Below are 22,255 nucleotides of genomic sequence, written 5' to 3'. Positions count from 1 at the left end.
TCTTTGGTCGTCGGCCCTCTGTGAGATGTTCTTCTGATCACTCAGCCTTGTCAACAACTCTCCAGCAAAACAAAGGAAACAACTAATGAAACCCTTGTGAACATCCTCAAAGGACCATTTACCGGCATTTGCCGGAGAGACAGTTTCTACCCCCATACCTCATCATAGATCGCAATAATTTGCGCCGCATCAGGCACGCGAGGGTTATTGCCCGGCGAGCCCGAAGCCAGTGCCTGTTCCGCCATTAACGGCCGCAAGCTCCGCCAGCGTTCCCCATCAAGGCCATATTGGCGCGGCCCCGGCACGGCGAGCTCCTGGTTCAAAGCCCGCAAGGCCTCCACAAGCCATGCGGCCGCTTGAGCGTTCTCAGCATCAGCAGTGGCGATTCCCATGGTCCTGGCACAATCCGCATAGCGCGCCTCATGCCCTTTAATGGACCAGCGCGTGACAGCCGGCAGCAGCATCGCATTGGAGAGCCCATGCGCAACATGAAAATGCGCGCCAATTGGGCGGCTCATGCCATGCACCAGACCGACCGAGGCATTGGAGAAAGCAATCCCGGCCTGCAGGGCGCCAAACATAACATGTTCACGCGCGGTGCGGTTTCCGGGCTCATGATAGGCTTTCGGTAGCCACGGCCAGATTGCCCGCATGGCCGAAAGAGCCATCGCGTCTGAAAAAGGATTCGCTAAGCGGGAGACATAAGCCTCGATTGCGTGCGTCAACGCATCAATCCCCGTGTCAGCCGTCAGGCGGGGGGGCATGGTCAAAGTCAGTTCGTAATCCACAATCGACAGAACCGGCAGATACGCCAGCCCGGCACAAAGCATTTTTTCGTCAGTTTCAGTATCCGTGACAATTGTGAAGCGCGTGGCTTCAGAGCCCGTGCCCGCCGTTGTGGGAATCGCTATGATGGGCAAAGCCGGGTTATCTTCTTGGTGAGGCGCCTTTAAATCGCGCATTTTGCCTTGGCGCACTGCCAAAACCGCCGCTGCCTTGGCCGTATCAATGGGACTTCCGCCGCCAAACCCAATCACGCCATCACAGCCGCCTGCGCGCACAAAACAGGTCGCCGCATCCACGCAATCGCTGGTTGGGTCCGGTACTGTGTCGGAAAACACAAGTGTTTCAATGCCCTGGGCCGCCAGCACACCTTGCAGCCGGTCAACGGCTCCGGTGGTTAAGAGATATTTGTCCGTAATAATCGCCAGACGCTTGATTGACAGCAACGCAACAGCCTGTCCCGCCTCAGCAAGAACGCCACCGCCAACACGAATCATCCGAGGGAGGGTAAGCGCTGACATTTTTCCTCCTTTTTCAGTGTTTTGTTGCCCTTGTCTTACCCCGAACATCTTTGCGAGAGTACAGGAAATGTCGAGCATACTCTGTGCAGGATTGCACATATGAAAAATTCTTTTGATTGGAATGACTTACGCTATTTTCTGGCGGTGGCGCGGGCTGGGACCATCTCTCAGGCGGGACGCATGACGGCTGCCGATCACGCAACCGTAGCAAGGCGCATCAGCGCCCTGGAGGTGGCTTTGGATACCCAGCTCTTTGTCCGCAACGCGCGCGGCTACAGCCTCACCCGCCAAGGTGAGCGGCTGCTGGAAAATGCGGGACGAATAGAAGCAGAGGCCGGGAAGCTGGAAGAACAACTCGGGGGCCGCAATCAAGGGGCCAGCGGCATTGTTAAGATCAGCGCGCTGGAGGGAATTGGCAATTTTTTTCTAGCCAAGCGGTTGAGCCATTTTGCTGTCAAACACCCCCGCTTGTCTGTCGAATTGCTGACCATTCAGCAGGTGATTGCAATGTCCCGACGGGACACTGACATCATCATTACATTATCCCCACCAGACACCCGGAAACTCGTGCTGGAAAAACTAACGGACTACCGACTCTTCGTGTTCGGTACCGAAACATATCTCCGCTCGAAGCCGCTTATAAATTCCGCTCAGGACCTGAAGAAGCACGATTTCACCGGCTATATCGACGAACTCGTTTTCACGCGCGGGCTGGACTATTTGAATGAAGTGGAGCCAAACCTGCGCGCCCGCCTGCAATGTTCCAGCCTGCATGCACAAATGGAAGCCGCTTGCGCCGGATACGGATTATGTATTCTCCCGGCTTTTATCGCCTGTCATAGAAAAGAACTTGTGCCTATTTTGCCGCATAGCCTGTCCCTGCGGCGTACCTACTGGACAGCCGTGCATACGGATATTGCCGCCAGCAGAAATGTTCGGCTTGCACTTAATTTTATCCGAAAGGAAGCCGCTCTCGCCAAGACAGTTTTTCTTGGTGAACACTATCTTACAAAACCGAGATAGAAACCATAGAATATCCGTTTTCTTGTGGCACTGATATATTATATCAGAGGCAGATCCAGGAATATATTTTATGATCGCAGCCTTTGAACACCGTGGCGCGCGTGGAAGACGGCCTGAGAGCACGCTGCCAGCCTTTACCTTCATGCAATACCTTGGTCTGACAAGCGTTGAATTTGACATCGCCATCACAGCTGGTGGCATCGTTATCGTACACCACGATCCTCGGCTTAATCCAGATGCCGTCCGAGATTCAAAAGGCGCTTATGTTGGCAAGAATGCACCTCTGATTAAAAACCCGACCTAGAAGCGAGCCTTATCTTATAATGTCGGCAGGCTTCGTCCTGTGTCCAGCTACACGACACGCTATATGGCGTAACAAGCGAAAAACGGGGCAAGAATTCCAATTTTTCCTGCTGTCATGGAATGCCGATCACCTCTCGATATCCTCTTTGAACTCGGGAATCTTCCAAATATCCGGGAAGCCTTGCTTCCGCCAAAAAGCTTCTCGCACGCTGGAAAACGCCAACACCGTAGTAAAGACATTCCACTATTCTTTTGATTGGAGCGTTTTGGTTTCTGTCATGGCGATAAAACCAAACTTGCGAGACGGTCTCCTAACCGATCCGGAAACCACCGTAAATTATGAAATTTGACTCGGTAAAACCGATTTATCGAAGTTCTTCACCGACATTCTCCCGAATATACCCCTTATCGTAGCTAGCAGAGGCGCGACCATTTTGCGTACCATCGCATGAAACACTGCAAGAAGCGGATGCACCGGAAGAAAAAAAGGCGGACCTAAGGATAATCACTTGAACGATGAAAGAGGTCACCGACACTCTCGTATGATCGAGTTCCGCGTCAATAGCTTACCTTCCAACTATCCAGACAGAGTCAAAAGTATCCTAGCACGAGTACAAATGCCAACAGGCCCTCCTGGATTCATCATGGCTCCACGAATCTGAAGTCAAACACCATGTGAAATTGTCATGACATACTTAAACAACATACAATTCGCTATCCAGAATTTTCGCCATTTCATTAACACAACACAACGCAACAACATTTGGCGCGCCCAGCAGACGAAAATATACATTATATATTCACATCGAAATTTCCTACCATAAAATCATTGTTGTTCGTTTTTGATCTGTGCATAATAGTAATCAAAAAATACTACAAAACAAAAGAAAGCGTTTAATTTTTTTAGAAAATTTTAAACAGCGGTTGACAAGTCGCATCACAAATCATAATTATAAAAAAATTTTTAATTTTAGCAGTAGCAAGGATGCATCGCAGTAACGAAAACTCACCCAGAATCCGCCTTGAAAAAGTCAGTCGTATTTTTGGAAAAAATTCGACCAAGGCTTTAAGGCAGCTTGAAGCCGGAATCGGCAAACAACAAGTGCAGCAGGACACCGGCGTTGTCGTCGGCGTTCATGACGTGTCGCTTGATATTCATGCTGGTGAGATTTTTGTCATTATGGGGCTGTCAGGCAGCGGCAAGTCCACGTTGCTGCGCCTGATTAATCGCTTGCTTGAACCTAATTCCGGCCGTGTCTTTATCGACGGTGAAGATGTTACCGCAATGGGCGCGGGACAGCTCCGTTCCTTGCGGCGGCGTAAGTTCGGTATGGTTTTCCAAAGCTTCGCTCTCTTGCCCCACCGCACCGTTCTTGGGAATGTGGCATTCGGGCTTGAAATCCAAGGCGTATCTAAATCGGAACGAGAAGCCCGTGCGATGCAAGTCATTGAAACGGTTGGCTTATCTGGCTACGAGCAAAAACATGCTTTCGAGTTGTCAGGCGGTATGCAGCAGCGCGTCGGCTTGGCGCGTGCATTGGCAGCAGACCCGGAAATTCTGCTGATGGACGAAGCATTCAGCGCGCTTGATCCGCTGATTCGTAGTCAGCTTCAGGATGATTTGCTTGAGATTCAAGACAAGCTAGGTAAAACCATTGTCTTTGTCTCTCATGACCTTGATGAAGCCATCAAAATTGGCACGCGGATTGCTATTTTGCGTGACGGCCGCCTTGTTCAGGTCGGTACACCTCAGGAAATTCTCGCAAACCCGGCTGATGACTACGTTTCCGCGTTTGTTGAAGGGGCTGACCGTACCCGCGTGTTAACGGCCGCACAGATCATGCAGCCTTTGCGTGTCGCCGCAAATCCAAAGGACTCCGCCCGCGCCGTGCTGCGTAAAATGGAACGCAGCGGCTTTGGTGGGCTGCTAGTCGTTGATAATGCCAGGCATTTGTCCGGCTATGTCCGCCTCGCTGACATTAGCGTGCAGCGCGATAATAATCAGCTTGATCCGAATAGCTTCATTCCTTTGCCAACCGGCACGCCAGATATGACTTTGGCTGATGTTATCCAACGTATCAACGCAGAAGGCTCGCCGCTGGTTATTCTCGATTCTCGACAGCGCGTCACTGGCGTGGTTGATAAAAGCACTGTTCTCGCCGTTCTGGCCCAGGGTGAAGCGCAAATTGCTGATTCAGAACCAGCATTAGCAAGCGATCTTTCATCCAGCGAACCATCTCCTGGGTAAGCCGAAAACAATCTGGCCACATTTGCTTTACCTCGCAGATCTCAAGCAAATTCAATTAGGTGTCTATTATAATTAGGTAGATCAACCGTTCAGCCCTATAATGCGGCTTCGGTGGAGGTAAATATTTTCTATAGGCGGTAGGCGCCTGCCGAAAGGATGACTGCGATGCAATTCGACAAGCCATTACCAATCGGGCATTGGGTTAGTAACGGCGTAAACGCACTGACCCAGAGCTATGGCGGTGTTTTCGACTCTATTTCCAATACCATCCAGCAGTTGATCGGTGCGCTGCAATCTGGGTTGCTTTGGATTCCACCAGCCATTTTCATTGTAATTGTCGCTCTTCTGGCTTTGCTTGCCTTTAGTCCGCGTAAAGCATCGGGATGGGGGATGGCGCTATTCGCCATTATCGGTTTGGCCCTGGTCTGGAATCTCAGCTATTGGCATGCGCTGATTGAGACGCTGGCGCTGGTTCTTGCCGCTGAATTTCTGGTGCTGATTATTGGTATCCCGCTTGGCATCGCTAGCGCAAACTCGCGGATGTTCGAACGGATGCTGCGTCCTGTTCTGGACGTCATGCAGACCATGCCCGCCTTCGTATATCTTGTCCCGGCCGTGATCTTCTTTGGCTTGGGGCTTGTTCCTGGTGTTATCTCAACCACCATTTTCGCGCTGCCGCCGCTCATTCGTCTGACTGCTCTTGGCATCCGGCAAGTGCCGGGAGAGTTGGTTGAAGCAACGCACTCATTTGGTGCCACATCTTGGCAGCTCCTGGTAAAAGTTCAGCTTCCCAGCGCTCTGCCATCGATTATGGCTGGCATCAACCAATCGATCATGCTTGGCCTTTCGATGGTTGTTATCTCCGCGATGATCGGTGCGGGCGGTCTAGGAAATGTCGTGTTACAAGGAATCACGCAACTTGATGTCGGCAAAGGCTTTGTTGGCGGTTTGTGCGTGGTAATTCTAGCGGTTCTGTTGGACCGCATGACCCAAGCCCTGGGGCCAACTATTAAGGAGAAACGATAATGCAAAGACGCCACTTTATTGCGGGTACGGCTTTGGCAACCTCCTCACTTGCCATGCCCGCCTTGGCGGAAACAACACCTCTGCGCCTTACCTATGTTCAAGCCTGGCCAAGCAGCAATCTGACGACGCACATTGCTGCTGAGATTATTAAAACCCGCCTGAATATGCCTGTTGAACTGATCAGCACTTCGGCTGGGCCGATGTGGGCTGCTGTTGCGGAAGGTCACGCAGATGCCCTGCTGACTGCTTGGTTGCCCTACACCCATCAGATTTATTGGCAGCGTTACAAACAAAAAGTCATTGACCTTGGCCAAGTCACCTCCGGTACATGGCTGGGCTTGGCGGTGCCTGATTATGTAACCATCGACTCGCTGACCCAGATCGAAGCGAATCACGCAAAGTTTCACAACAAGATTACCGGCATTGAAGCTGGGGCCGGCATCATGCTCAATACGGGCAAGGCCATTAAAGCCTACGATATGCATGACATGCATCTTCTAACTAGCTCAACCGCCGCCATGCAAGCTCAGCTGACGCGCGCTGTGGAACGCAAGGAGTGGATTGTCGTCACGGCGTGGAAGCCCCTGGGCATATGGTCACGCTTCAAGCTGAAGACTCTCGAAGATCCCAAGGATATCTATGGCAAGGCTGGTCATATCGATACAATTATAAACCCGTCGCTACAAAAGCGTGCGCCCAAGGTTGTTTCCTTCCTGCGCGACTTCAAGCTGCCACTGGAAGATATCGAAGCCATGATGGTAAAGCTGAATAATGGGGAAGCACTAAGCCAGGTAACCGCTGGCTGGATCAAAGCTCATTCGGCCGAAGTTGCGGCATGGACGGCCTAAAAGCTCTACAAAACGCCAAGACTTTCTCGGTCGGCCATTTGGGCTGACAGAAGCAAGCTATTTTAAGCGCCTTTTAGTTTGACACGCATAAGTCGCATCCCGCTTAATAGCGGGATGTTGGTGTTTGGTTGCTTCTGATCTCGCCAAGCTTCAGCTTTCAAAAAAACTGATTGTCTCTCTTTTGCCTTTGCGTGCCTTGGCACATTGCAAAAGTCATCATGCAAAATGCGCGTGATTTGATGCACTAGAGAAAACAGTTTTCTGACAAAATCCGAGAACTTCAAGATTCATAAAAGTCAACAGGAGAATTCTTTGTTTATGAAACAAAACACCCGCCCCAAGAGAGCCCTCGGGCTGAGTTTCTTGGCCCTGGCGGTTGGAATTACACCTGCAACGGCAATGAACCTGCCTTCATCTCAGAAGATCAATGCAGGACCGTTGGGCGAGCTTTCCTTAAGTGGTGGCTTTGAAGGATATCTGTACGCCCTATCCGGAAACGGCACGAAAAGCGTATTGGGCGACAATAAATCCGCCGGCTCCCAGGTCCGCATTGTTGATTTGAAGGTTCAAAAACCAACTGGCCTGCTGCAATATACGCTGGAACTCAAAACTTATGACTCAGTTTATTTCGGCGTTCAACCCTCCAAGATGAGCACCAACGAGTTCACACTTGGTCCAATTTATGCCGCTTTTATAACCTTGGCCCCATCCAAGAATTTCAGCATTTCCGCAGGCCAGATCTACTCACTGGAAGGCTGGGAATCGTCTGACGATTGGAAAAACGCCAACCTCATCGACTCGCCGCTTTACTATGTGCAGAACTCCTCCAGCCGAAGCGTTTCTGCCTCCTATTCAAAGGGAAACTTCTCCGCAACTGTCAGCTTTGGCGATGGTTTTGACTCTGGCGTCTTCAATGTAACGCAGGAGCTAGTGTCTTACAGCTTCAACAAGAACAACACGCTTTCAGTCTATGGTACACAAAATCTTGGCCATACTGGCCCCAACACCTTTGCTTATGGCGGCGGCACCACGGGCTCGGGCTATCCCAGCTACTACGCAGCTTACGTCAATTCCGATATGTATGGCGCCTATTACGACTACATAAATGGCAACCTGAATCTCGTTCCTGAAGTCCAGTACGTTTACTCCAAGCCAAACCATGCGATGGGGCTGGATAAGTTTACTAGCAATTTCGGCGCTGAACTGATCGGCAATTATCAGTTTGGTAATTCGCCTTGGTCCGTGGGTAGTATGGTGTTCTACTACAAAAATATCGGTCCCCAGGCTTGGTATCTGAACGCCAACTCCGGAGGCGTTGGCTTCGGCGTAACGCCGTCCTGGATGGTTGGAAACATCTTTGCCCGCGGTGAAGTCGGTATGCTGCATATGACTGATCTTGGCACACCATCCACTGGCGGTGGTTTCGGTACAAGCGGTACCGACCGCAATCAGGTCATGGGCATTCTCTCCGCCGGTGTGGTTTTCTAATTCCCGATAATTCCAACCTTTCAGGAAGTCCTATAAAGAGATGGCGGCTTAATCCGCCGTCTCTTTATTTTTGCCGTCGCATGTCTTGCGCGAAGCCCATAAATCACTCAATACCGCATGCTTACGGAGCAGTTCCGCTTCCTCGGCTATTAAAGCCGACAGCGTGACCTTACACAGCCATATACCACAAAACGCGTGATTTTCCGTCAGCGCAATAACCGGATGCAACTGCGCCTGCTCCAAACAGGTCACGAATAGCAAGGATGTATCCAAGCAGTTCGTTACCCCGGTCCCCCAAATTGCTTCCGACGCATGGATTTTTTGTCCCTCTACCTCGAAACTCGCCGGCGGAAGCGCATAGCTGAGATTCAACCAACAGATCGCGGCCCAAATGGCGGAGACCAGCACCCAGACATCCTGAGGAGAACGATTATAGCCGCTAATTTCACAAACCTTGCCCGCCGTGCGTAATATCTCCGAGGCAGTCTTGAGAATCCGGTCAATCGCTGGGCAATTTCGCATATAAAACGCCTCCAGCAGCCGCGGCAGGCACTCAACCTCAAAACTCGCAGCCGCCACCCCCTCTCATGCCACGGAAAGAGGGAACCGTATCTCGCGCCCCACAGCGCCTCGTTCAACGCGGCTAGCATACCGCCATTAAAATCCGCCGAACGGTCGTTAATATGCAGCAAAAACCCCGGGTGCCAGCCGGTCAATCCGCCAGATCTGGGAGGATATGAAGGCAAGGCTGGCCTTGAGGGTCAACACCGCTGGTGCCAATCGCCTCCTCACTAGAATTTTCGATCTGCATATCGACTATGAGAGGAACGGTGTTCTGATGCGAAGCAAACCCCACTTTTGACCGCAAAATCGCCTTGATCTCAATTAAATTATATTTCCAGGGCCTCCAAACACGGCAACGATCGTAACAATCTCAGCCCTTTCCCCTCAACCTGGGGACTCCCCCAAAACTGCAGCCGCGCCACATTTTTTATGCTGAATGGCGCCGGAATCTGAAGCCTGCCCCATGGAAGGCCGTATGTCTACTCAACCGCGCGCTCCACCGGTTCACGCACCGCGTAACTTGCTCTAAGACCCTCGCAGTTTCCCACCGCCGAGGTTTTTAAGTGATCCGCCTAGACAATATCAGCAAGCAAAACGGTCCCCGCCTTATTTTCATCGAGGCATCGGCCGCCTTGCAGAAGGGCGAGAAAATCGGCTTGGTCGGCCCTAACGGCGCGGGTAAATCCACGCTTTTCCGCCTAATCACCGGGCAGGAGGAACCTGATGAAGGCCAGATCCTGACCGACAAAGGCATTACCATTGGCCTGTTTAGCCAGGATGTGGGTGAAATGTCCGGCCATAACGCCGTAGCCGAGGTCATGAACGGCGCCGGGCCGGTGAGCGAGACCGCCGCCGAACTGACCCAGCTGGAAACCGCCCTCGCCGACCCCGACAAATTCGACCAGATGGAAGACATCCTGGAACGCTTCGGCGAAGTCCAAGCCCGATTTGAGGAGCTGGGAGGCTACGCGCTGGATGCCAAGGCCCGCGAGGTTTTGCATGGGCTCGGCTTCTCCCAGGAAATGATGGAAAGCGACGTCGGGCGCCTCTCCGGGGGGTGGAAAATGCGTGTTGCCCTGGCCCGCATCCTACTTATGCGCCCGGATGTAATGCTGCTGGACGAACCTTCCAACCATCTCGACCTCGAAAGCCTGATCTGGCTGGAGCAATTCCTGGCCGGGTACGATGGTGCGCTATTGATGACCTCGCACGACCGTGAATTCATGAACCGCATCATCAATAAAGTGATTGAGATCGATGCAGGCAATCTCAACAGCTATTCTGGCGACTACGAATTCTATGCCTGCCAGGCAGCTCTGAACGAGAAGCAGCAACAAGCTCAGTTCGAGCGCCAGCAGGCCATGCTGGCCAAGGAAATCGCCTTTATCGAGCGCTTCAAAGCGCGCGCCTCCCACGCCGCCCAAGTGCAAAGCCGGGTAAAAAAGCTGGACAAGATCGAGCGCCTGGAACCGCCCAAGCGACGCCAGACCATCGAATTCGACTTCAAGCCCGCCCCACGCTCGGGTGATGACGTAGCAAATCTGCGTGGCGTTTCTAAAACCTATGGCAGCAAAACCATCTATGACGAACTGGACCTTCTCATCCGCCGTAAGGAGCGGGCCTGTGTGCTCGGCATCAACGGAGCCGGCAAGTCCACATTGCTGAAGCTCGTCACCGGTACCGCCGTGCCGGATTCTGGTACCGTTACACTCGGCGGCAGCGTGAAATTGGGCTATTTCGCCCAGCACGCCATGGATCTGCTGGATGGCGAGGCCACGGTGTTCGAAACGCTGGACAACGCCTTCCCCCACGCTGGCCAGGGCGTGCTGCGCAACCTCGCGGGCGCGTTCGGTTTCTCGAGCGACGAGGTGGAAAAGCGCGTACGCGTGCTTTCCGGCGGCGAAAAGGCCAGGTTGGTGATGGCCTTGATGCTATTTGACCCACCAAACTTCCTGGTGCTGGACGAACCCACCAACCATCTCGACCTCGCCACAAAGGAAATGCTCATCAAAGCGCTTTCAAATTACGACGGCACCATGCTGTTCGTCTCGCATGACCGGCATTTCCTCGCTGCCCTCTCCAACCGCGTGCTGGAACTCACCCCCGAGGGCATCCATCAATATGATGGCGGCTATACCGAATATGTCGCACGCACGGGCCAGGAAGCGCCCGGCCTGCATAGCTAAGGACACCCATGACCGACAAGAAAATCCCGCTGCTCGTCACCCATAGCGGCAAGTTCCATTGCGACGAGGTGTTCGCCTACGCCGTACTGCGCCTGGCCCTCGGCGTCTCCAAAACCGGCGAGGACCATATCCTGCTGCGCACCCGCAAGCCGGACCTGATCGAAACCGGTGATATCGTTTTCGATGTCGGCCTAGTGTCAGATGCCGCGAACAACCGCTTTGACCATCACCAGATCGGCGCCCCCACGCGGGAGGACGGCACGCCTTTCTCCTCTGCCGGACTCGTCTGGCAGGTCTATGGCGCGCGCGCCGTTGCCGCCCTGCTCTCGCCAGAAGCCGTGGAATTCGCCCCTGCCATCGCCGCCGTGCTGGACGGCAAGCTGGTGAAGCGCATCGATGAGATTGATAACGGCGTGTCCGCCACTGGCCCCGTGATGCGTAATTCTCTGGACCTCGCCGGACTGGTGGGGGACTTCAACCCACCCTGGGACAGCCCGGAAGCCGTTGGCCCTACCGCCGGAGACGCCGCCTTCGAGCATGCCACTGCCATGGTCTCCGGTGTGCTCGCCCGCCAAGTAGAAATCCAACGCTCCAAGCTCCAGGCGGAAGCATTGGTTCTGGCCGCGCATGAGGCAGCCGAGGATAAACGCCTGCTGGTGCTGGAAAATGGCATGCCTTGGAAAAACGTGGTGTTCAGCCATGACTTACCGGTACTACTCGCCATCTCCCCGGCCTCCAACGGCAACTGGATGGTCGATACCGTGCCGCCGGAACCCGGCTCCTTCGCCCAGCGCTTGCCATTGCCGGAAGGCTGGGCCGGGCTGCAAGGCACCGAGCTCGCCGCCGCCAGCGGGGTGGAAGATGCGGTGTTCGTACATGTGCGCCGCTTCGTCGGCGGCGCCAAAACCCGCGAAGGCGCCATCGCCCTGGCGCAAAAAACCCTCGCGCAAACGGCTTAAGAAGCGCCCAAACGCAGCGCGGGCCTATCGTGACGTATCACGACAAGCCCGCGCGATTAGCTACGGAAACTCAGGCTTCGAACCCAACCACGCCTTTGATTTCCAGGAACTCCTCAAGCCCCCAAACGCCCCATTCACGGCCATTGCCGGATTGCTTATAGCCACCAAACGGCGCATTCAGGTCGAGCTTGGGATTATTGATATATACATTCCCCGCCCGCAAACGGCGGGAAAGTTTTTGCGCCCGCGCCTGGTTACCGGACTGGATATAGGCGGCAAGCCCATACACCGTGTCATTTGCCAACCGCACCACTTCCTCCTCACTGTCGTAGAACAGAATCGAGAGAACCGGCCCGAAAATTTCCTCACGTGCAATGCGCATTTCAGGCGTCACATCAGCAAACACCGTGGGGCGGACATAATACCCCTTATTCAACCCCGCCGGACGCCCAACGCCGCCGGTCACCAACAGCGCGCCCTCATCAATCCCTGCCTGGATCAGATCCTGAATCTTGTTGAATTGCAGGTCGCTGATCACGGGGCCCATATAAATATCCGGGCTCGCCGGGTCGCCAACCGTGGTTGCCTCAGCCGCCTCCTTTGCCGTGCTCAATGCCACATCACGGAACTGGCGCGGCACGAACATACGCGTCGGCGCATTACAGGACTGTCCGGTATTCTGCATGACATCAACAATCCCAGAAGCCACGGATTTGGAGATGTCCGCGTCATCCAGAATGATGTTCGGAGACTTACCCCCCAGTTCGAGATGCACCTTCTTCACCGTATCCGCCGCAGCTTTGGAAATAAGCGCCCCCGCGCGGGTGGAGCCGGTAAAGGAAATCATATCAATATCAGGATGCGATGAAATCGCCGCCCCTACTTCCGCGCCCAGCCCCTGCACCAGATTGAATACGCCTTTAGGCACGCCCGCCTCATGCATGATCTCGGCAAACACAATCGCATCCATCGGCGCGATCTCAGACGGCTTCAGCACCATGGTGCAGCCCGCCGCCAAAGCCGGGCACACCTTGCAGGTAATTTGGTTCATCGGCCAGTTCCAGGGCGTAATCATGCCCACCACGCCCATCGCCTCACGGGTGATCAGCGTGGTTCCCTGCATGTGGTCGAATTCAAAGTCTTCCAACACCTTGATGATCTGGCCAATATGCCCGGCCCCGATCGCCGCCTGCGACTCCCGCGCCAACGTCACCGGCGCGCCCAGCTCCAGCCGGATAGCCTCGGCAACGTCATCATAGCGCTTCATGTAAACGTCCTGGATCCGTCGCAGCAACGCCAGCCGTTCCTCACGGCTGGTCTGGCTGAAGCTTTCAAAAGCACGGCGCGCAGCCGCGACAGCCAGGTCAACATCAGCCGCTGAGCCAATGGAAATCTGCGCAAAAGCCGTTTCCGTGGCGGGGTTGATCACATCAAGCGTGCGCGGGGTTATGGGGTCAACCCAGGCGCCGTCAATATAAAATTGTAGATTATGAGACATGCGCTCCTCCAATTTAAATCAGATATTGCTGGTCCGGCGGGCACGCGCAGCCAGGCCGAAATTATGAAACAGGGCGCGGTTGGCCGGATGTAGGTCCGGGCGATATTCAGGATGCCATTGTACCCCAACCGCGAAAGGATGGTCTTGAACCATGACCACCTCGGGCACACCATCCGGCGCACGGCCTTCAACGGCCAACCCTTCGCCAATCTTATCAAGAGCTTGATAATGCAGAGAATTCACTGCAAAACGCGCCTCGCCGAATATCTCGACCATTCGTGAACCTTCACGCAGCACTACATCATGCAAAGGGGCGTAACGCTCCTCGTAAGACACATCTTCCGGTGAATGATGGCGGTCGGCCTCCGGCAGTTCAATATGCAACGTGCCGCCCCGCGCGACGTTCAATTCTTGCAACCCACGGCAAATAAAGAGGCACGGAACCTGCTCAGCCAGCGCGGCCTGGATCAGCGGCAAAGCCAGCGCGTCACGTGCATCATCAAATGGCCCCACCCCCTCACCAGCAGCGCCATAGAGATGCGGGCGCAAGTTGGACGGGCTGCCCGTGAACATAAAGCCATCGAACGTCTCAATCAGCCCGGCGATATCATTCCCTGTGCTTGAACTCAGAATCGCCAAAGGCACGCCATCCGCGAACGCCGCCACCGCCTGAGCGTACTTATCCCCAACAACCTGAAAGGGCATGCTGCCCAGTTCCCGCATGTCGGTCATCAGCCCAATTACGGGCCGTTTTGTTTTATGCATGTTCCCCTCACGTTGGCGGATCAACAGTAAGGGTTGAAAATAATAAACGTCAACAGGAATTCGCCTTTAAAAAAAGCAGACGAATGCGTATTTTGATTAAGATATTATACCAAAAGATGTGCTTTTGCACTGTAGTTGGGTCAGCACAGCGAAAACAAAGGCATTTCCCGCGTTCTACAGTCCACTACTCCTCGCCTTTGAGCTTATGAATACCCAGCGCTTTCAGGAGATAATGTTCATAGGGTGACTCACTCTCACCCGCTTTAATCTTGCGCAAAAAATATTTTTCAAATCCAATTTTCGCATAATGCACCCATTTACCTTGCATCGCCCAGTTCATGTCGCGGGGCGGTAGCTCCGGCTGTGCTACAAAAGCCACACCTCCGTCGCCAAAATCGGCCAGGCAGACGGCATTCCATGTCGGTCTCTGGCTAACCTCTCCCCCACGCAACAGTGCGCCCAGATTATGCGCTGTTGCCGTCACCATCGACTCAATCATAAAGCCAGTTTTCGGTACCCCCACCGGCACCGGCGTTTGACCAACCGGCGGAATTGCCACGCATACACCAATCGAAAAAATATTCTGATAAGTCGGATTGCGCTGATATTCGTCAGCCAGAATAAACCCGCGCGTGTTCGTCAGGCCTTCAATGCCAAACACGGCCTTCACCCCCCGGAAGGGCGGCATGATCATGGAGAAAGCAAAAGGCAGATCATGGGCGGCCTTCAGACTGGCATCCTCATTCAATTCCTCCACCACCATACGCCCGTCAGACACCTCCTTCACCCGCACGTTGGTAATCCATTTGATATACCGGTCGCGCAACTCCGCTTCCAAAAGCCCTTTCGTATCCCCCACGCCATCCAGCCCCAAATGCCCCACATATGGTTCCGGCGTTACAAAAACCATCGGCACCTTATGCCGCAACTTCCTCTTCTTCAGTTCTGAATCGAGAATAAAAGCCAACTCATAGGCCGGGCCAAAACAAGACGCTCCCTGCGCCGCGCCAATCACAACAGGACCAGGATTGTCACAAAACCGCTCAAACGCGCCATAAGCCAACTCAGCATCGCCCGTTTCGCAAATTGACTGCGTATAGCCCGCTGGTCCAAGCCCTGGAATTTCATCAAAAGCCAATTCTGGCCCCGTGGCGATAATCAGATAATCATACCCAACCCGTTCACCGCTTTGCAATTCAACCTGATTTTCGGCCGGATGCACCCGCCTCGCTGATTCCGTGACGAACCGGATTTTTTTACGTTCCATCACGCTCGTCAAATCAACTTCAATCTCACGGCGCCGCCGCCAGCCCACCGCAACCCAAGGGTTCGACGGGTAAAACTGGTAAACCGCTGAGGCGCTTATGAGCGTTATGCGGTCTTCCTGACGCGCCTTGGCGCGCATCTCATACGCCATCAGCGTTCCACCAAGCCCAGCCCCCAAAATCACGACCTCAGACATTTTAATTCCTCAGGACTTTTATCTTGTTTTATATCCGTTATTTCGTATATTCGCAATCACGAAATAAACTAGAAAGCCCTGGGTCAACTCACCCTGTCAAGCGAGAAAATCACAGATTTTCATGGATATTCATGCCATCCATTCCCGTTCCACAAAGCGGGCCTCACCTCCCCGTCTGCTTAAACCTTCAGGAAGCGCGTCATGTATCCATTTGATATAATAGCCATTTTTCAAACCCGATGGGCATACCGCAATCGCATCAAGCCCTCTTAATACATGGAGTCGCCGCCATGCCTGTCTTTCGTTGGGTGCTGATTTTCCTGTTTGTCTCTGTCTCAGCCCAAGCGCAGTCCAGCTTCACCGTCACCAAAACCACCATCGCTGACCAAAAGGCAGTTTTCGCGACCGTTGAAGCCGCGAATGTCGTTTCCGCCCGTACCCGCATCGGCGGCACGCTCATCAGTTTTTTGGTGCAGGATGGCGATGAAGTCACCGCCGGACAGCAGATCGCCATGGTGACCAACCCCGTACTGGCACAACAGCTCAAAGCGCTTGAGGCTGACATCTCCGCCGCCCAGGCCAGGCTGGCTCAAGCAAATATCGATTTCGTCCGCGCGCAGACCTTGGTTCATAGCGGCGCGATTTCCCGCTCGATCTATGATCAGGCGCAGACGGAACTGTCCGTCGCGCAAAGCACGCTGAAAGCCAAAATCGCCGCCCGGGACACGCTCACCCAGCACATCAATGAAGGCGCCGTGCTGGCCCCCATCTCCGGCCGCGTTCTCACCACACCGGTCACCGAGGGTAGCGTAGTTCTCCCAGGCGATAGCGTGGCCACCATTGCGGAGAAAAACTACGTTCTTAGGCTGGATGTTCCTGAATATCACGCAACCTTCCTACATGTCGGTGACCCGGTCCGCATCGATGAAAACGGGCACGCCGCCTTTGGCAAAATCACGCTGATCTATCCGCAAATCACCAATGGCCGGGTCATCGCGGACGCCTCAGCCCCAGACACGGGCAGTTATTTTGTCGGCGCGCGCGTGCAGGTTTGGATTTATGCCGGGTCGCGGCCGGGTATCGTCATCCCCGAGACCTTCATAGATACACGCTTCGGCCTGGATTACGCGGACCTGAAAACCAAGACCGGCGCCATCGCCATCCCCATTCAACGCGGCGCCCCGCAACCCACCCCCTCTTTGCCGAATGGCGTTGAAATTCTCTCCGGTCTCACCCCTGGCGATGTACTGCTGCCGCCGGGAAGCGCGCCATGAAACTCGGCATTTCCGGCGCTCTCACCAAGCGCTTCATCAATTCGCCGCTTACCCCGCTTTTTCTTATCGCGGCACTCATGGCCGGGCTTATCGCGCTCGCCACCATCCCACGCGAGGAAGACCCGCAAATCCATGTGCCGATGGTGGATATCATCGTCAACACAGATGGCCTGAAAGCCTCGGACGCCACGGAGTTGGTAACCAAACCGCTAGAAGTCGTACTGCGCTCCATTCCCGGAATCGAGCATATTTATTCCTCCACACAGGATAATCACGTCCTGGTCACGGCGCGCTTCGTTGTCGGCACCAACGAGGACAAGGCGGTGCTGCTGGTCAACGACAAAATCCGCGACAATCTAAACCGCATCCCCATCGGCATCCCTCCGCCTCTCATCGTCGGGCGCGGCATTGACGACGTCGCCATCCTCACCTTGACCCTGACCCCCAAGCAGAACGCGGCCTCTTACTGGAACGCCGGGGCCCTGACCGATCTTGCCCAGAAACTTCAAGGAGAACTCATTAAAGTTCCCGATGTTGGTCTGACCTACATCTCCGGCGAAAACCCCGAGCAAATCCGCGTTGAGCCGGATCCTGAAAAGCTCATGCTGTACGGCGTCACGCTGCAACAGCTCGTGGCGCGGATAAAAGAGGCCAATCAGAGCTTCTCCGCCGCCATGGTCCGTAATAACGAGCAGATGCAAACCGTGCAGGCTGGCGGCAACCTTTCCGGCATCCCTGATATCGGCCTGTTGCTGGTCACCACGCGCGATAATCGCCCGGTTTATGTCCGCGACGTGGCCAAGGTGGTCTTTGCCCCCGCTCCCAAGGAGGAACGCGTCTGGGCCTTCAATAAAAGCGCGAAAGGCTGGATTCATACCCCCGCCGTCACCCTGGCCATAGCCAAAATCTCAGGCTCAAATGCGGTCAATGTCGCCGATGCGGTTCTGGCCCAGGTGAAGATGCTGCAAGGCCAGCTTATCCCCGGCGATATCAGCGTGCAGGTCACCCGCAATTACGGCCAAACCGCGACCCAAAAGGCCAATGAGCTGCTATTCCATCTCGCTCTCGCCACCATTTCCATCGTGCTGCTGATCGGCTTCACGCTTGGCTGGCGTGAGGCCGCGGTCACGGCGGTGGTGATCCCCACCACCATCCTGCTGACCCTCTTCTCCGCCGAAATGATGGGCTACACCATCAACCGCGTTTCGCTCTTCGCGCTGATCTTCGCCATTGGTATTCTAGTTGATGACGCCATCGTCGTTATTGAGAACATCACCCGCCATTGGGCAATGAATGACGGGCGCCCCCGTATGCAGGCCGCCATTGAGGCCGTGGCCGAGGTCGGCAACCCCACCATCGTCGCCACCCTCACCGTCATCACCGCCTTGCTGCCCATGCTGTTCGTCAGCGGCCTGATGGGGCCTTACATGTCGCCCATCCCGGCCGTGGCCTCCGCCGCCATGGCGTTCTCCTTCTTCGTCGCCATGATCATCGCCCCCTGGACAATGATGAAAGTCTCCGGCGGCAAGGCAGCCCCCCAGCACCCGTCCGGCCTTGGCCCGATGGGGCGGTTTTATGTCCGCATTGCCTCCCCCTTGCTGCGCACCCGCAAGCGGGCATTATTGTTTTTGTTGGCCACCGGCATCGCCACCATCACCGCCTGTTCGCTTTTTTATTTCGATATTGTTAAGGTAAAACTCCTTCCATTCGACAACAAATCCGAGCTTGACGTCGTACTGAATCTTCCTCCTGGCAATTCACTGGAAGATACCGAACGCACCTTGCTGGCCGCCGCCCGCATTGCCGGGCGGAACAAGGACGTCGTCTCCATGCAGCTTTATGCGGGCACCGCCGCACCGTTCGACTTCAACGGCCTCGTTCGCCATTATTACGCACGCTCCGCCCCGGAACTTGGTGAACTGCACATCGTCCTGACCAACAAGGACGACCGTTCCCGCCAGAGCCACGCCATCGCGGCCGAACTGCGCCGCCAGTTGAACCAAGGCATCAAACTGCCGCCAGACGGCGTGATCAAAGTCGTCGAAGTCCCTCCCGGCCCGCCGGTCATCGCTTCGCTGCTGGCTGAAATCTACGGCCCCGACGCCAAAATTCGCCGTGAGGAAGCGGAACACGTCAAAGCCATCTTCAAATCCATCCCTTTCATAACTGATGTCGATGACAGCTTCGGCCAGCCGCCACCGCAATTACAGCTCCACACCAACCAGGATGCGCTGGAATATTTCGGCGTTCAGCAATCAGACGTGAACGACACCATAAAAGACCTCTTTCTCGCCCAGGGCATCGGCTATTCCTATCGCGGCGAGAGCCGCTTACCGCTGGAAATCACCATCGGCCTGCCCAAAACCGGCCTGACCTGGAACAACGCCGTCGCCTCCACACCCGTTCCTGCCAACGTCCTTCCCGGCGAGCGTAAAATCGTGGAACTCGGCCAGTTGGTCACGCCAAAAATTGTTCAAGGTTCCCGCACAATCTACCGCCGCGACGGTCATTTCGCCGACATGGTAATGGGCGAAATGACCGGAAAATTCGAATCCCCCATCTATGGGATGCTTGCGGTGGATAAAGCCATTGCCCATGCCAACTGGGGAAACCTGCCAAAACCTGAAATTCGCTTCTTCAGCCAACCGCGCGATGAAGCCAAACCCTCTCTGCTCTGGGATGGTGAATGGCAGATCACCTACGTCACTTTCCGGGATATGGGCATTGCCTTCGGCGTCGCCATTCTCGGCATTTATGTGCTGGTTGTAGCGCAGTTTGGGTCCTTCAAACTGCCCTTGGTGGTCCTGGTGCCCATCCCCCTTACGCTCATCGGCATCATGCTGGGGCATTGGCTTCTGAACGCCGATTTCACAGCCACCTCAATGATCGGCTTCATCGCACTCGCGGGCATCATTGTACGGAATTCAATCCTGCTGGTGGATTTCATCCGTCACCGCCAAGGCAGCGGTCGCGCCTTGCGGGATGTGCTGCTGGAAGCGGGCGCCATCCGCATCAAGCCAATCATGCTCACCGCCATTGCCGCCATGATCTCCGCCGCCACCATCCTGTCGGACCCCATCTTCCAAGGCCTTGCCACAGCTTTGTTCTTTGGGCTAGCCTCTTCGACATTGCTGACTGTTCTGGTTATTCCGGCAATTTACGTGGTGCTGCGTGACGACAGGCGCCCCCCCTCAACATAACGCACTATGCCCCAGGCGGTGCCTCATCCTTCTGGATCGCGGGCTGGTCTACAACCGTCCCACTCTCCACGCTGTTTTCATTATCGGAGAACCGGTCGGGCGCCTTTACAAACGCGAAAGCCAGAAGCGCCAAAATGGCGGTAAACCCAATCACCGCTAAAGCTTTTGCCATCTTTTCCTCTATGCCTGCAATTTATCACTGGTCAGGGCACGAGCGAACATATCCCGCGCGGCCTTCACGGGGTCCAGCAACCCGCCATGCTCAATCACCACAGACACCGCGAAGGCTGGCTTCTCTAACGGAGCATAGCCAACAAACAATGCATTCGGCCGGTATTTCCACGGTAGTTTGGAATCGTCATAATTCGCCGCTTCCATCGCAGCACTTTCACTTATCACCTGGGCCGTGCCTGTCTTGCCGGCCATGCGCGCCCCATGCACATCCAAACGCCCGCCCCAGGATGTGCCAAGCGGCGTATTCACCACCTCATTCATTCCTTGCCGCACAACCGCTAGATGCTTCTCGGCTAGGTTCAATTCCTCGCCTGCCCTCAGCTTCACCGGCTCATTATCAATCGCGCCGACAAGATGCGGTACAATTTTTCGTCCCGTGGCAACACGCGTCACCATAATGGCCAGATTAAGCGGTGTGAGCACCGAATAACCTTGCCCAATCCCCTGAATCGCGGTTCGTCCCTCGGTCCATTCCAGCCCCCGCTTATGCGCCCAATGGCACGTCGGCAAAAAACCACCGGCCAGACTAGGAAAATCCATTGCGGGCGCGCCAACAAGCCCCAGCTCGTTTCCCATTGCCGCCATCTTATCAATGCCAACACGCATCGCGACATGATAGAAAAACACATCGCAACTCTGCTGCAAGGCGGAGGCCGCGTCCATCCACCCATGCCCGCTACGCAGCCAGCAAAAGAACATCCTGTTACCAATCTTCAGATGCCCAGAACAAAAGAATTTCGTCTTGGCCGTAATCGCCTCGCACCGCAACGCCGCCAAAGCCACGGTCGGCTTAAAGGTTGAACCCGGCGCATAAAGCCCCTGCGTCGTCCGATCCACTAGCGGATGTTGCGGATCTTTCATCCAGCGTGTCCAGACATGATCAGGCACGCCATTATCAAAGTAACTCTGATCAAATGACGGCGCACTCACCATCGCGCGCACCGCTCCATTGCGGGCATCCATCATCACTAAGGCCCCAGGCCGCCCATCCAAAATCCGCATCGCCTCGCGCTGCAAACCCGCATCCAGCGTCAAGGCGATGGTTTTGCCAGACATTTCCGCCCTGCGCCCCAACACACGCACCACCGCGCCGCGATCATTCACCTCCAGTTCAGTCACCCCCGGCGTGCCGAACAAGGTCTGATTATGCGCCTGCTCAACCCCCGCACCACCCACGCGCACTCCCGGCAAATCCAAAACCGGGTCAGCCTTTGCGGCGGCGGCGTGTGGTGGCACCACATACCCGACAGTATGCGCCGTATCCTTACCCAGCGGATATCTGCGCTCAAACCCATGATTAATAATGACACCGGGCAACCACGGTCGGTTGACCTCAAGCTGTGCCATCTCGTTCCAGCTTAGATCATTCTTCAACAAAATCGGCAAATACCGACGGCGCCCCCGGAATATCTTGGCCAAACGGGTCCGGTCGGCGGCGGACAGGCTGATAATTTTCTCAAACCGTGCCAATATAGCAGGCGCATCCGTCCAATCGGATAAAAGCAGCATAGCCCGCCAACGCTGGACGTTCCCAGCCAGCACAACGCCCGCATGGTCGGTAATCAACCCGCGTTCCGGTGGCACCAAACGCTCCAGAGTTGCATTATCCCGCGCCATTTTTCTGTAGCGTGGATATTGCCACACTTGCAGATCATAAAGCCGTCCGGTGATCGCGGCAAAAACCAACGCCTGCGTTCCGCCGATAATAGAAACACGCCTTGTAAAAAGGCGATCTTTTAAGAACTTTCGCTTCATGGCTGCTCGGCCGCACAGCCCTCTGCTGTCATCACGACAAAACCCCTAACCTGACCACTATCCCACGCGCACGCAGCACCTTCTAAATGGCAAGCACAACAGAGGCAAACGTGCCCAT

Annotated in this window: 17 protein-coding genes; 10 read left to right on the top strand and 7 right to left on the bottom strand. The window is 54.9% G+C overall.

The genetic code is table 11. The features are described from left to right. Positions 1-146 precede the first annotated feature (146 nt). Positions 147-1,304, bottom strand: coding sequence for an iron-containing alcohol dehydrogenase (locus BUB54_RS00575; protein WP_048879252.1), 1,158 nt, complete (start codon positions 1,302-1,304; stop codon positions 147-149). Between the two features lie 99 nt (positions 1,305-1,403). On the opposite strand from BUB54_RS00575, the gene BUB54_RS00570 reads away from it, so the two are divergent. From BUB54_RS00570 to BUB54_RS00545, 6 genes are all read left to right on the top strand, one after another. After that, positions 1,404-2,327, top strand: a complete 924-nt coding sequence (locus BUB54_RS00570) for a LysR family transcriptional regulator (protein WP_048879253.1) — start codon at positions 1,404-1,406, stop codon at positions 2,325-2,327. Between the two features lie 70 nt (positions 2,328-2,397). Beyond that, positions 2,398-2,631, top strand: coding sequence for a glycerophosphodiester phosphodiesterase family protein (locus tag BUB54_RS00565; protein ID WP_048879254.1), 234 nt, complete (start codon positions 2,398-2,400; stop codon positions 2,629-2,631). A gap of 984 nt (positions 2,632-3,615) precedes the next feature. Next, a complete protein-coding gene (locus BUB54_RS00560; protein ID WP_048879255.1) occupies positions 3,616-4,878 on the top strand; it encodes a quaternary amine ABC transporter ATP-binding protein in 1,263 nt (420 codons plus the stop codon). Between the two features lie 165 nt (positions 4,879-5,043). Then, positions 5,044-5,904 carry an ABC transporter permease gene (locus BUB54_RS00555; RefSeq protein ID WP_048879256.1) on the top strand — a complete coding sequence of 287 codons (861 nt, stop codon included), beginning with the start codon at positions 5,044-5,046 and terminating at the stop codon, positions 5,902-5,904. Positions 5,905-5,957: 53 nt separating this feature from the next. Beyond that, complete coding sequence (locus BUB54_RS00550) at positions 5,958-6,752, top strand: glycine betaine ABC transporter substrate-binding protein (RefSeq protein ID WP_199444705.1); 795 nt, start codon at positions 5,958-5,960, stop codon at positions 6,750-6,752. Between the two features lie 318 nt (positions 6,753-7,070). Beyond that, on the top strand, positions 7,071-8,240 hold the full coding sequence (locus BUB54_RS00545) for a porin family protein (protein ID WP_048879258.1): 1,170 nt from the start codon (positions 7,071-7,073) through the stop codon (positions 8,238-8,240). 48 nt (positions 8,241-8,288) lie between these two features. Here BUB54_RS00545 and BUB54_RS00540 read toward each other — a convergent pair whose 3' ends face one another. Beyond that, positions 8,289-8,762 carry a hypothetical protein gene (locus tag BUB54_RS00540; RefSeq protein ID WP_139284735.1) on the bottom strand — a complete coding sequence of 158 codons (474 nt, stop codon included), beginning with the start codon at positions 8,760-8,762 and terminating at the stop codon, positions 8,289-8,291. A gap of 605 nt (positions 8,763-9,367) precedes the next feature. Between BUB54_RS00540 and BUB54_RS00535 the strand changes: the two genes are divergently transcribed. Beyond that, the gene (locus BUB54_RS00535) at positions 9,368-10,990 is read left to right on the top strand and encodes an ABC-F family ATP-binding cassette domain-containing protein (RefSeq protein ID WP_048879260.1); all 1,623 of its coding nucleotides are present in this window, start codon (positions 9,368-9,370) and stop codon (positions 10,988-10,990) included. Positions 10,991-10,998: 8 nt separating this feature from the next. Then, positions 10,999-11,949, top strand: coding sequence for an MYG1 family protein (locus BUB54_RS00530; protein ID WP_048879261.1), 951 nt, complete (start codon positions 10,999-11,001; stop codon positions 11,947-11,949). A 70-nt stretch (positions 11,950-12,019) separates the two neighbouring features. Here BUB54_RS00530 and BUB54_RS00525 read toward each other — a convergent pair whose 3' ends face one another. From BUB54_RS00525 to BUB54_RS00515, 3 genes are all read right to left on the bottom strand, one after another. Further along, positions 12,020-13,447: an aldehyde dehydrogenase family protein gene (locus tag BUB54_RS00525; RefSeq protein ID WP_048879262.1), complete on the bottom strand. Its 1,428-nt coding sequence runs from the start codon at positions 13,445-13,447 to the stop codon at positions 12,020-12,022. 18 nt (positions 13,448-13,465) lie between these two features. Next, positions 13,466-14,212, bottom strand: a complete 747-nt coding sequence (locus BUB54_RS00520) for a gamma-glutamyl-gamma-aminobutyrate hydrolase family protein (RefSeq protein ID WP_048879263.1) — start codon at positions 14,210-14,212, stop codon at positions 13,466-13,468. Between the two features lie 184 nt (positions 14,213-14,396). Beyond that, positions 14,397-15,674 carry an NAD(P)/FAD-dependent oxidoreductase gene (locus tag BUB54_RS00515; RefSeq protein ID WP_048879264.1) on the bottom strand — a complete coding sequence of 426 codons (1,278 nt, stop codon included), beginning with the start codon at positions 15,672-15,674 and terminating at the stop codon, positions 14,397-14,399. A 290-nt stretch (positions 15,675-15,964) separates the two neighbouring features. Between BUB54_RS00515 and BUB54_RS00510 the strand changes: the two genes are divergently transcribed. After that, entirely contained in the window at positions 15,965-16,948 is a 984-nt protein-coding gene (locus tag BUB54_RS00510; protein ID WP_048879265.1) for an efflux RND transporter periplasmic adaptor subunit, read from the top strand. After that, a complete protein-coding gene (locus BUB54_RS00505) occupies positions 16,945-20,148 on the top strand; it encodes an efflux RND transporter permease subunit (protein WP_048879266.1) in 3,204 nt (1,067 codons plus the stop codon). The genes BUB54_RS00510 and BUB54_RS00505 overlap by 4 nt, the downstream gene beginning before the upstream one ends. Positions 20,149-20,152: 4 nt before the next feature. On the opposite strand, the gene BUB54_RS20625 is transcribed toward BUB54_RS00505, so the two are convergent. Next, positions 20,153-20,320 carry a hypothetical protein gene (locus BUB54_RS20625; RefSeq protein ID WP_158320120.1) on the bottom strand — a complete coding sequence of 56 codons (168 nt, stop codon included), beginning with the start codon at positions 20,318-20,320 and terminating at the stop codon, positions 20,153-20,155. A gap of 8 nt (positions 20,321-20,328) precedes the next feature. Further along, a complete protein-coding gene (gene mrdA / locus BUB54_RS00500; protein ID WP_052948384.1) occupies positions 20,329-22,137 on the bottom strand; it encodes a penicillin-binding protein 2 in 1,809 nt (602 codons plus the stop codon). Between the last annotated feature and the right edge of the window lie 118 nt (positions 22,138-22,255).

The sequence above is a fragment of the Acidocella aminolytica 101 = DSM 11237 genome (genome assembly GCF_900129125.1).
Taxonomy (GTDB): domain Bacteria; phylum Pseudomonadota; class Alphaproteobacteria; order Acetobacterales; family Acetobacteraceae; genus Acidocella; species Acidocella aminolytica.
Note: the sequence above shows the minus strand (reverse complement) of the source record. Positions and strands in the feature narration are given on the sequence as shown.

Excerpts from the sequence above, each read along its gene's own strand:
- BUB54_RS00575 (WP_048879252.1), bottom strand. The coding sequence starts at position 1,304 with ATGTCAGCGCTTACCCTCCCTCGGATGATTCGTGTTGGCGGTGGCGTT.
- BUB54_RS00570 (WP_048879253.1), top strand. The coding sequence starts at position 1,404 with ATGAAAAATTCTTTTGATTGGAATGACTTACGCTATTTTCTGGCGGTG.
- BUB54_RS00565 (WP_048879254.1), top strand. The coding sequence starts at position 2,398 with ATGATCGCAGCCTTTGAACACCGTGGCGCGCGTGGAAGACGGCCTGAG.
- BUB54_RS00560 (WP_048879255.1), top strand. The coding sequence starts at position 3,616 with ATGCATCGCAGTAACGAAAACTCACCCAGAATCCGCCTTGAAAAAGTC.
- BUB54_RS00555 (WP_048879256.1), top strand. The coding sequence starts at position 5,044 with ATGCAATTCGACAAGCCATTACCAATCGGGCATTGGGTTAGTAACGGC.
- BUB54_RS00550 (WP_199444705.1), top strand. The coding sequence starts at position 5,958 with ATGCCCGCCTTGGCGGAAACAACACCTCTGCGCCTTACCTATGTTCAA.
- BUB54_RS00545 (WP_048879258.1), top strand. The coding sequence starts at position 7,071 with ATGAAACAAAACACCCGCCCCAAGAGAGCCCTCGGGCTGAGTTTCTTG.
- BUB54_RS00540 (WP_139284735.1), bottom strand. The coding sequence starts at position 8,762 with ATGCGAAATTGCCCAGCGATTGACCGGATTCTCAAGACTGCCTCGGAG.
- BUB54_RS00530 (WP_048879261.1), top strand. The coding sequence starts at position 10,999 with ATGACCGACAAGAAAATCCCGCTGCTCGTCACCCATAGCGGCAAGTTC.
- BUB54_RS00525 (WP_048879262.1), bottom strand. The coding sequence starts at position 13,447 with ATGTCTCATAATCTACAATTTTATATTGACGGCGCCTGGGTTGACCCC.
- BUB54_RS00520 (WP_048879263.1), bottom strand. The coding sequence starts at position 14,212 with ATGCATAAAACAAAACGGCCCGTAATTGGGCTGATGACCGACATGCGG.
- BUB54_RS00515 (WP_048879264.1), bottom strand. The coding sequence starts at position 15,674 with ATGTCTGAGGTCGTGATTTTGGGGGCTGGGCTTGGTGGAACGCTGATG.
- BUB54_RS00510 (WP_048879265.1), top strand. The coding sequence starts at position 15,965 with ATGCCTGTCTTTCGTTGGGTGCTGATTTTCCTGTTTGTCTCTGTCTCA.
- BUB54_RS00505 (WP_048879266.1), top strand. The coding sequence starts at position 16,945 with ATGAAACTCGGCATTTCCGGCGCTCTCACCAAGCGCTTCATCAATTCG.
- BUB54_RS20625 (WP_158320120.1), bottom strand. The coding sequence starts at position 20,320 with ATGGCAAAAGCTTTAGCGGTGATTGGGTTTACCGCCATTTTGGCGCTT.
- mrdA (WP_052948384.1), bottom strand. The coding sequence starts at position 22,137 with ATGAAGCGAAAGTTCTTAAAAGATCGCCTTTTTACAAGGCGTGTTTCT.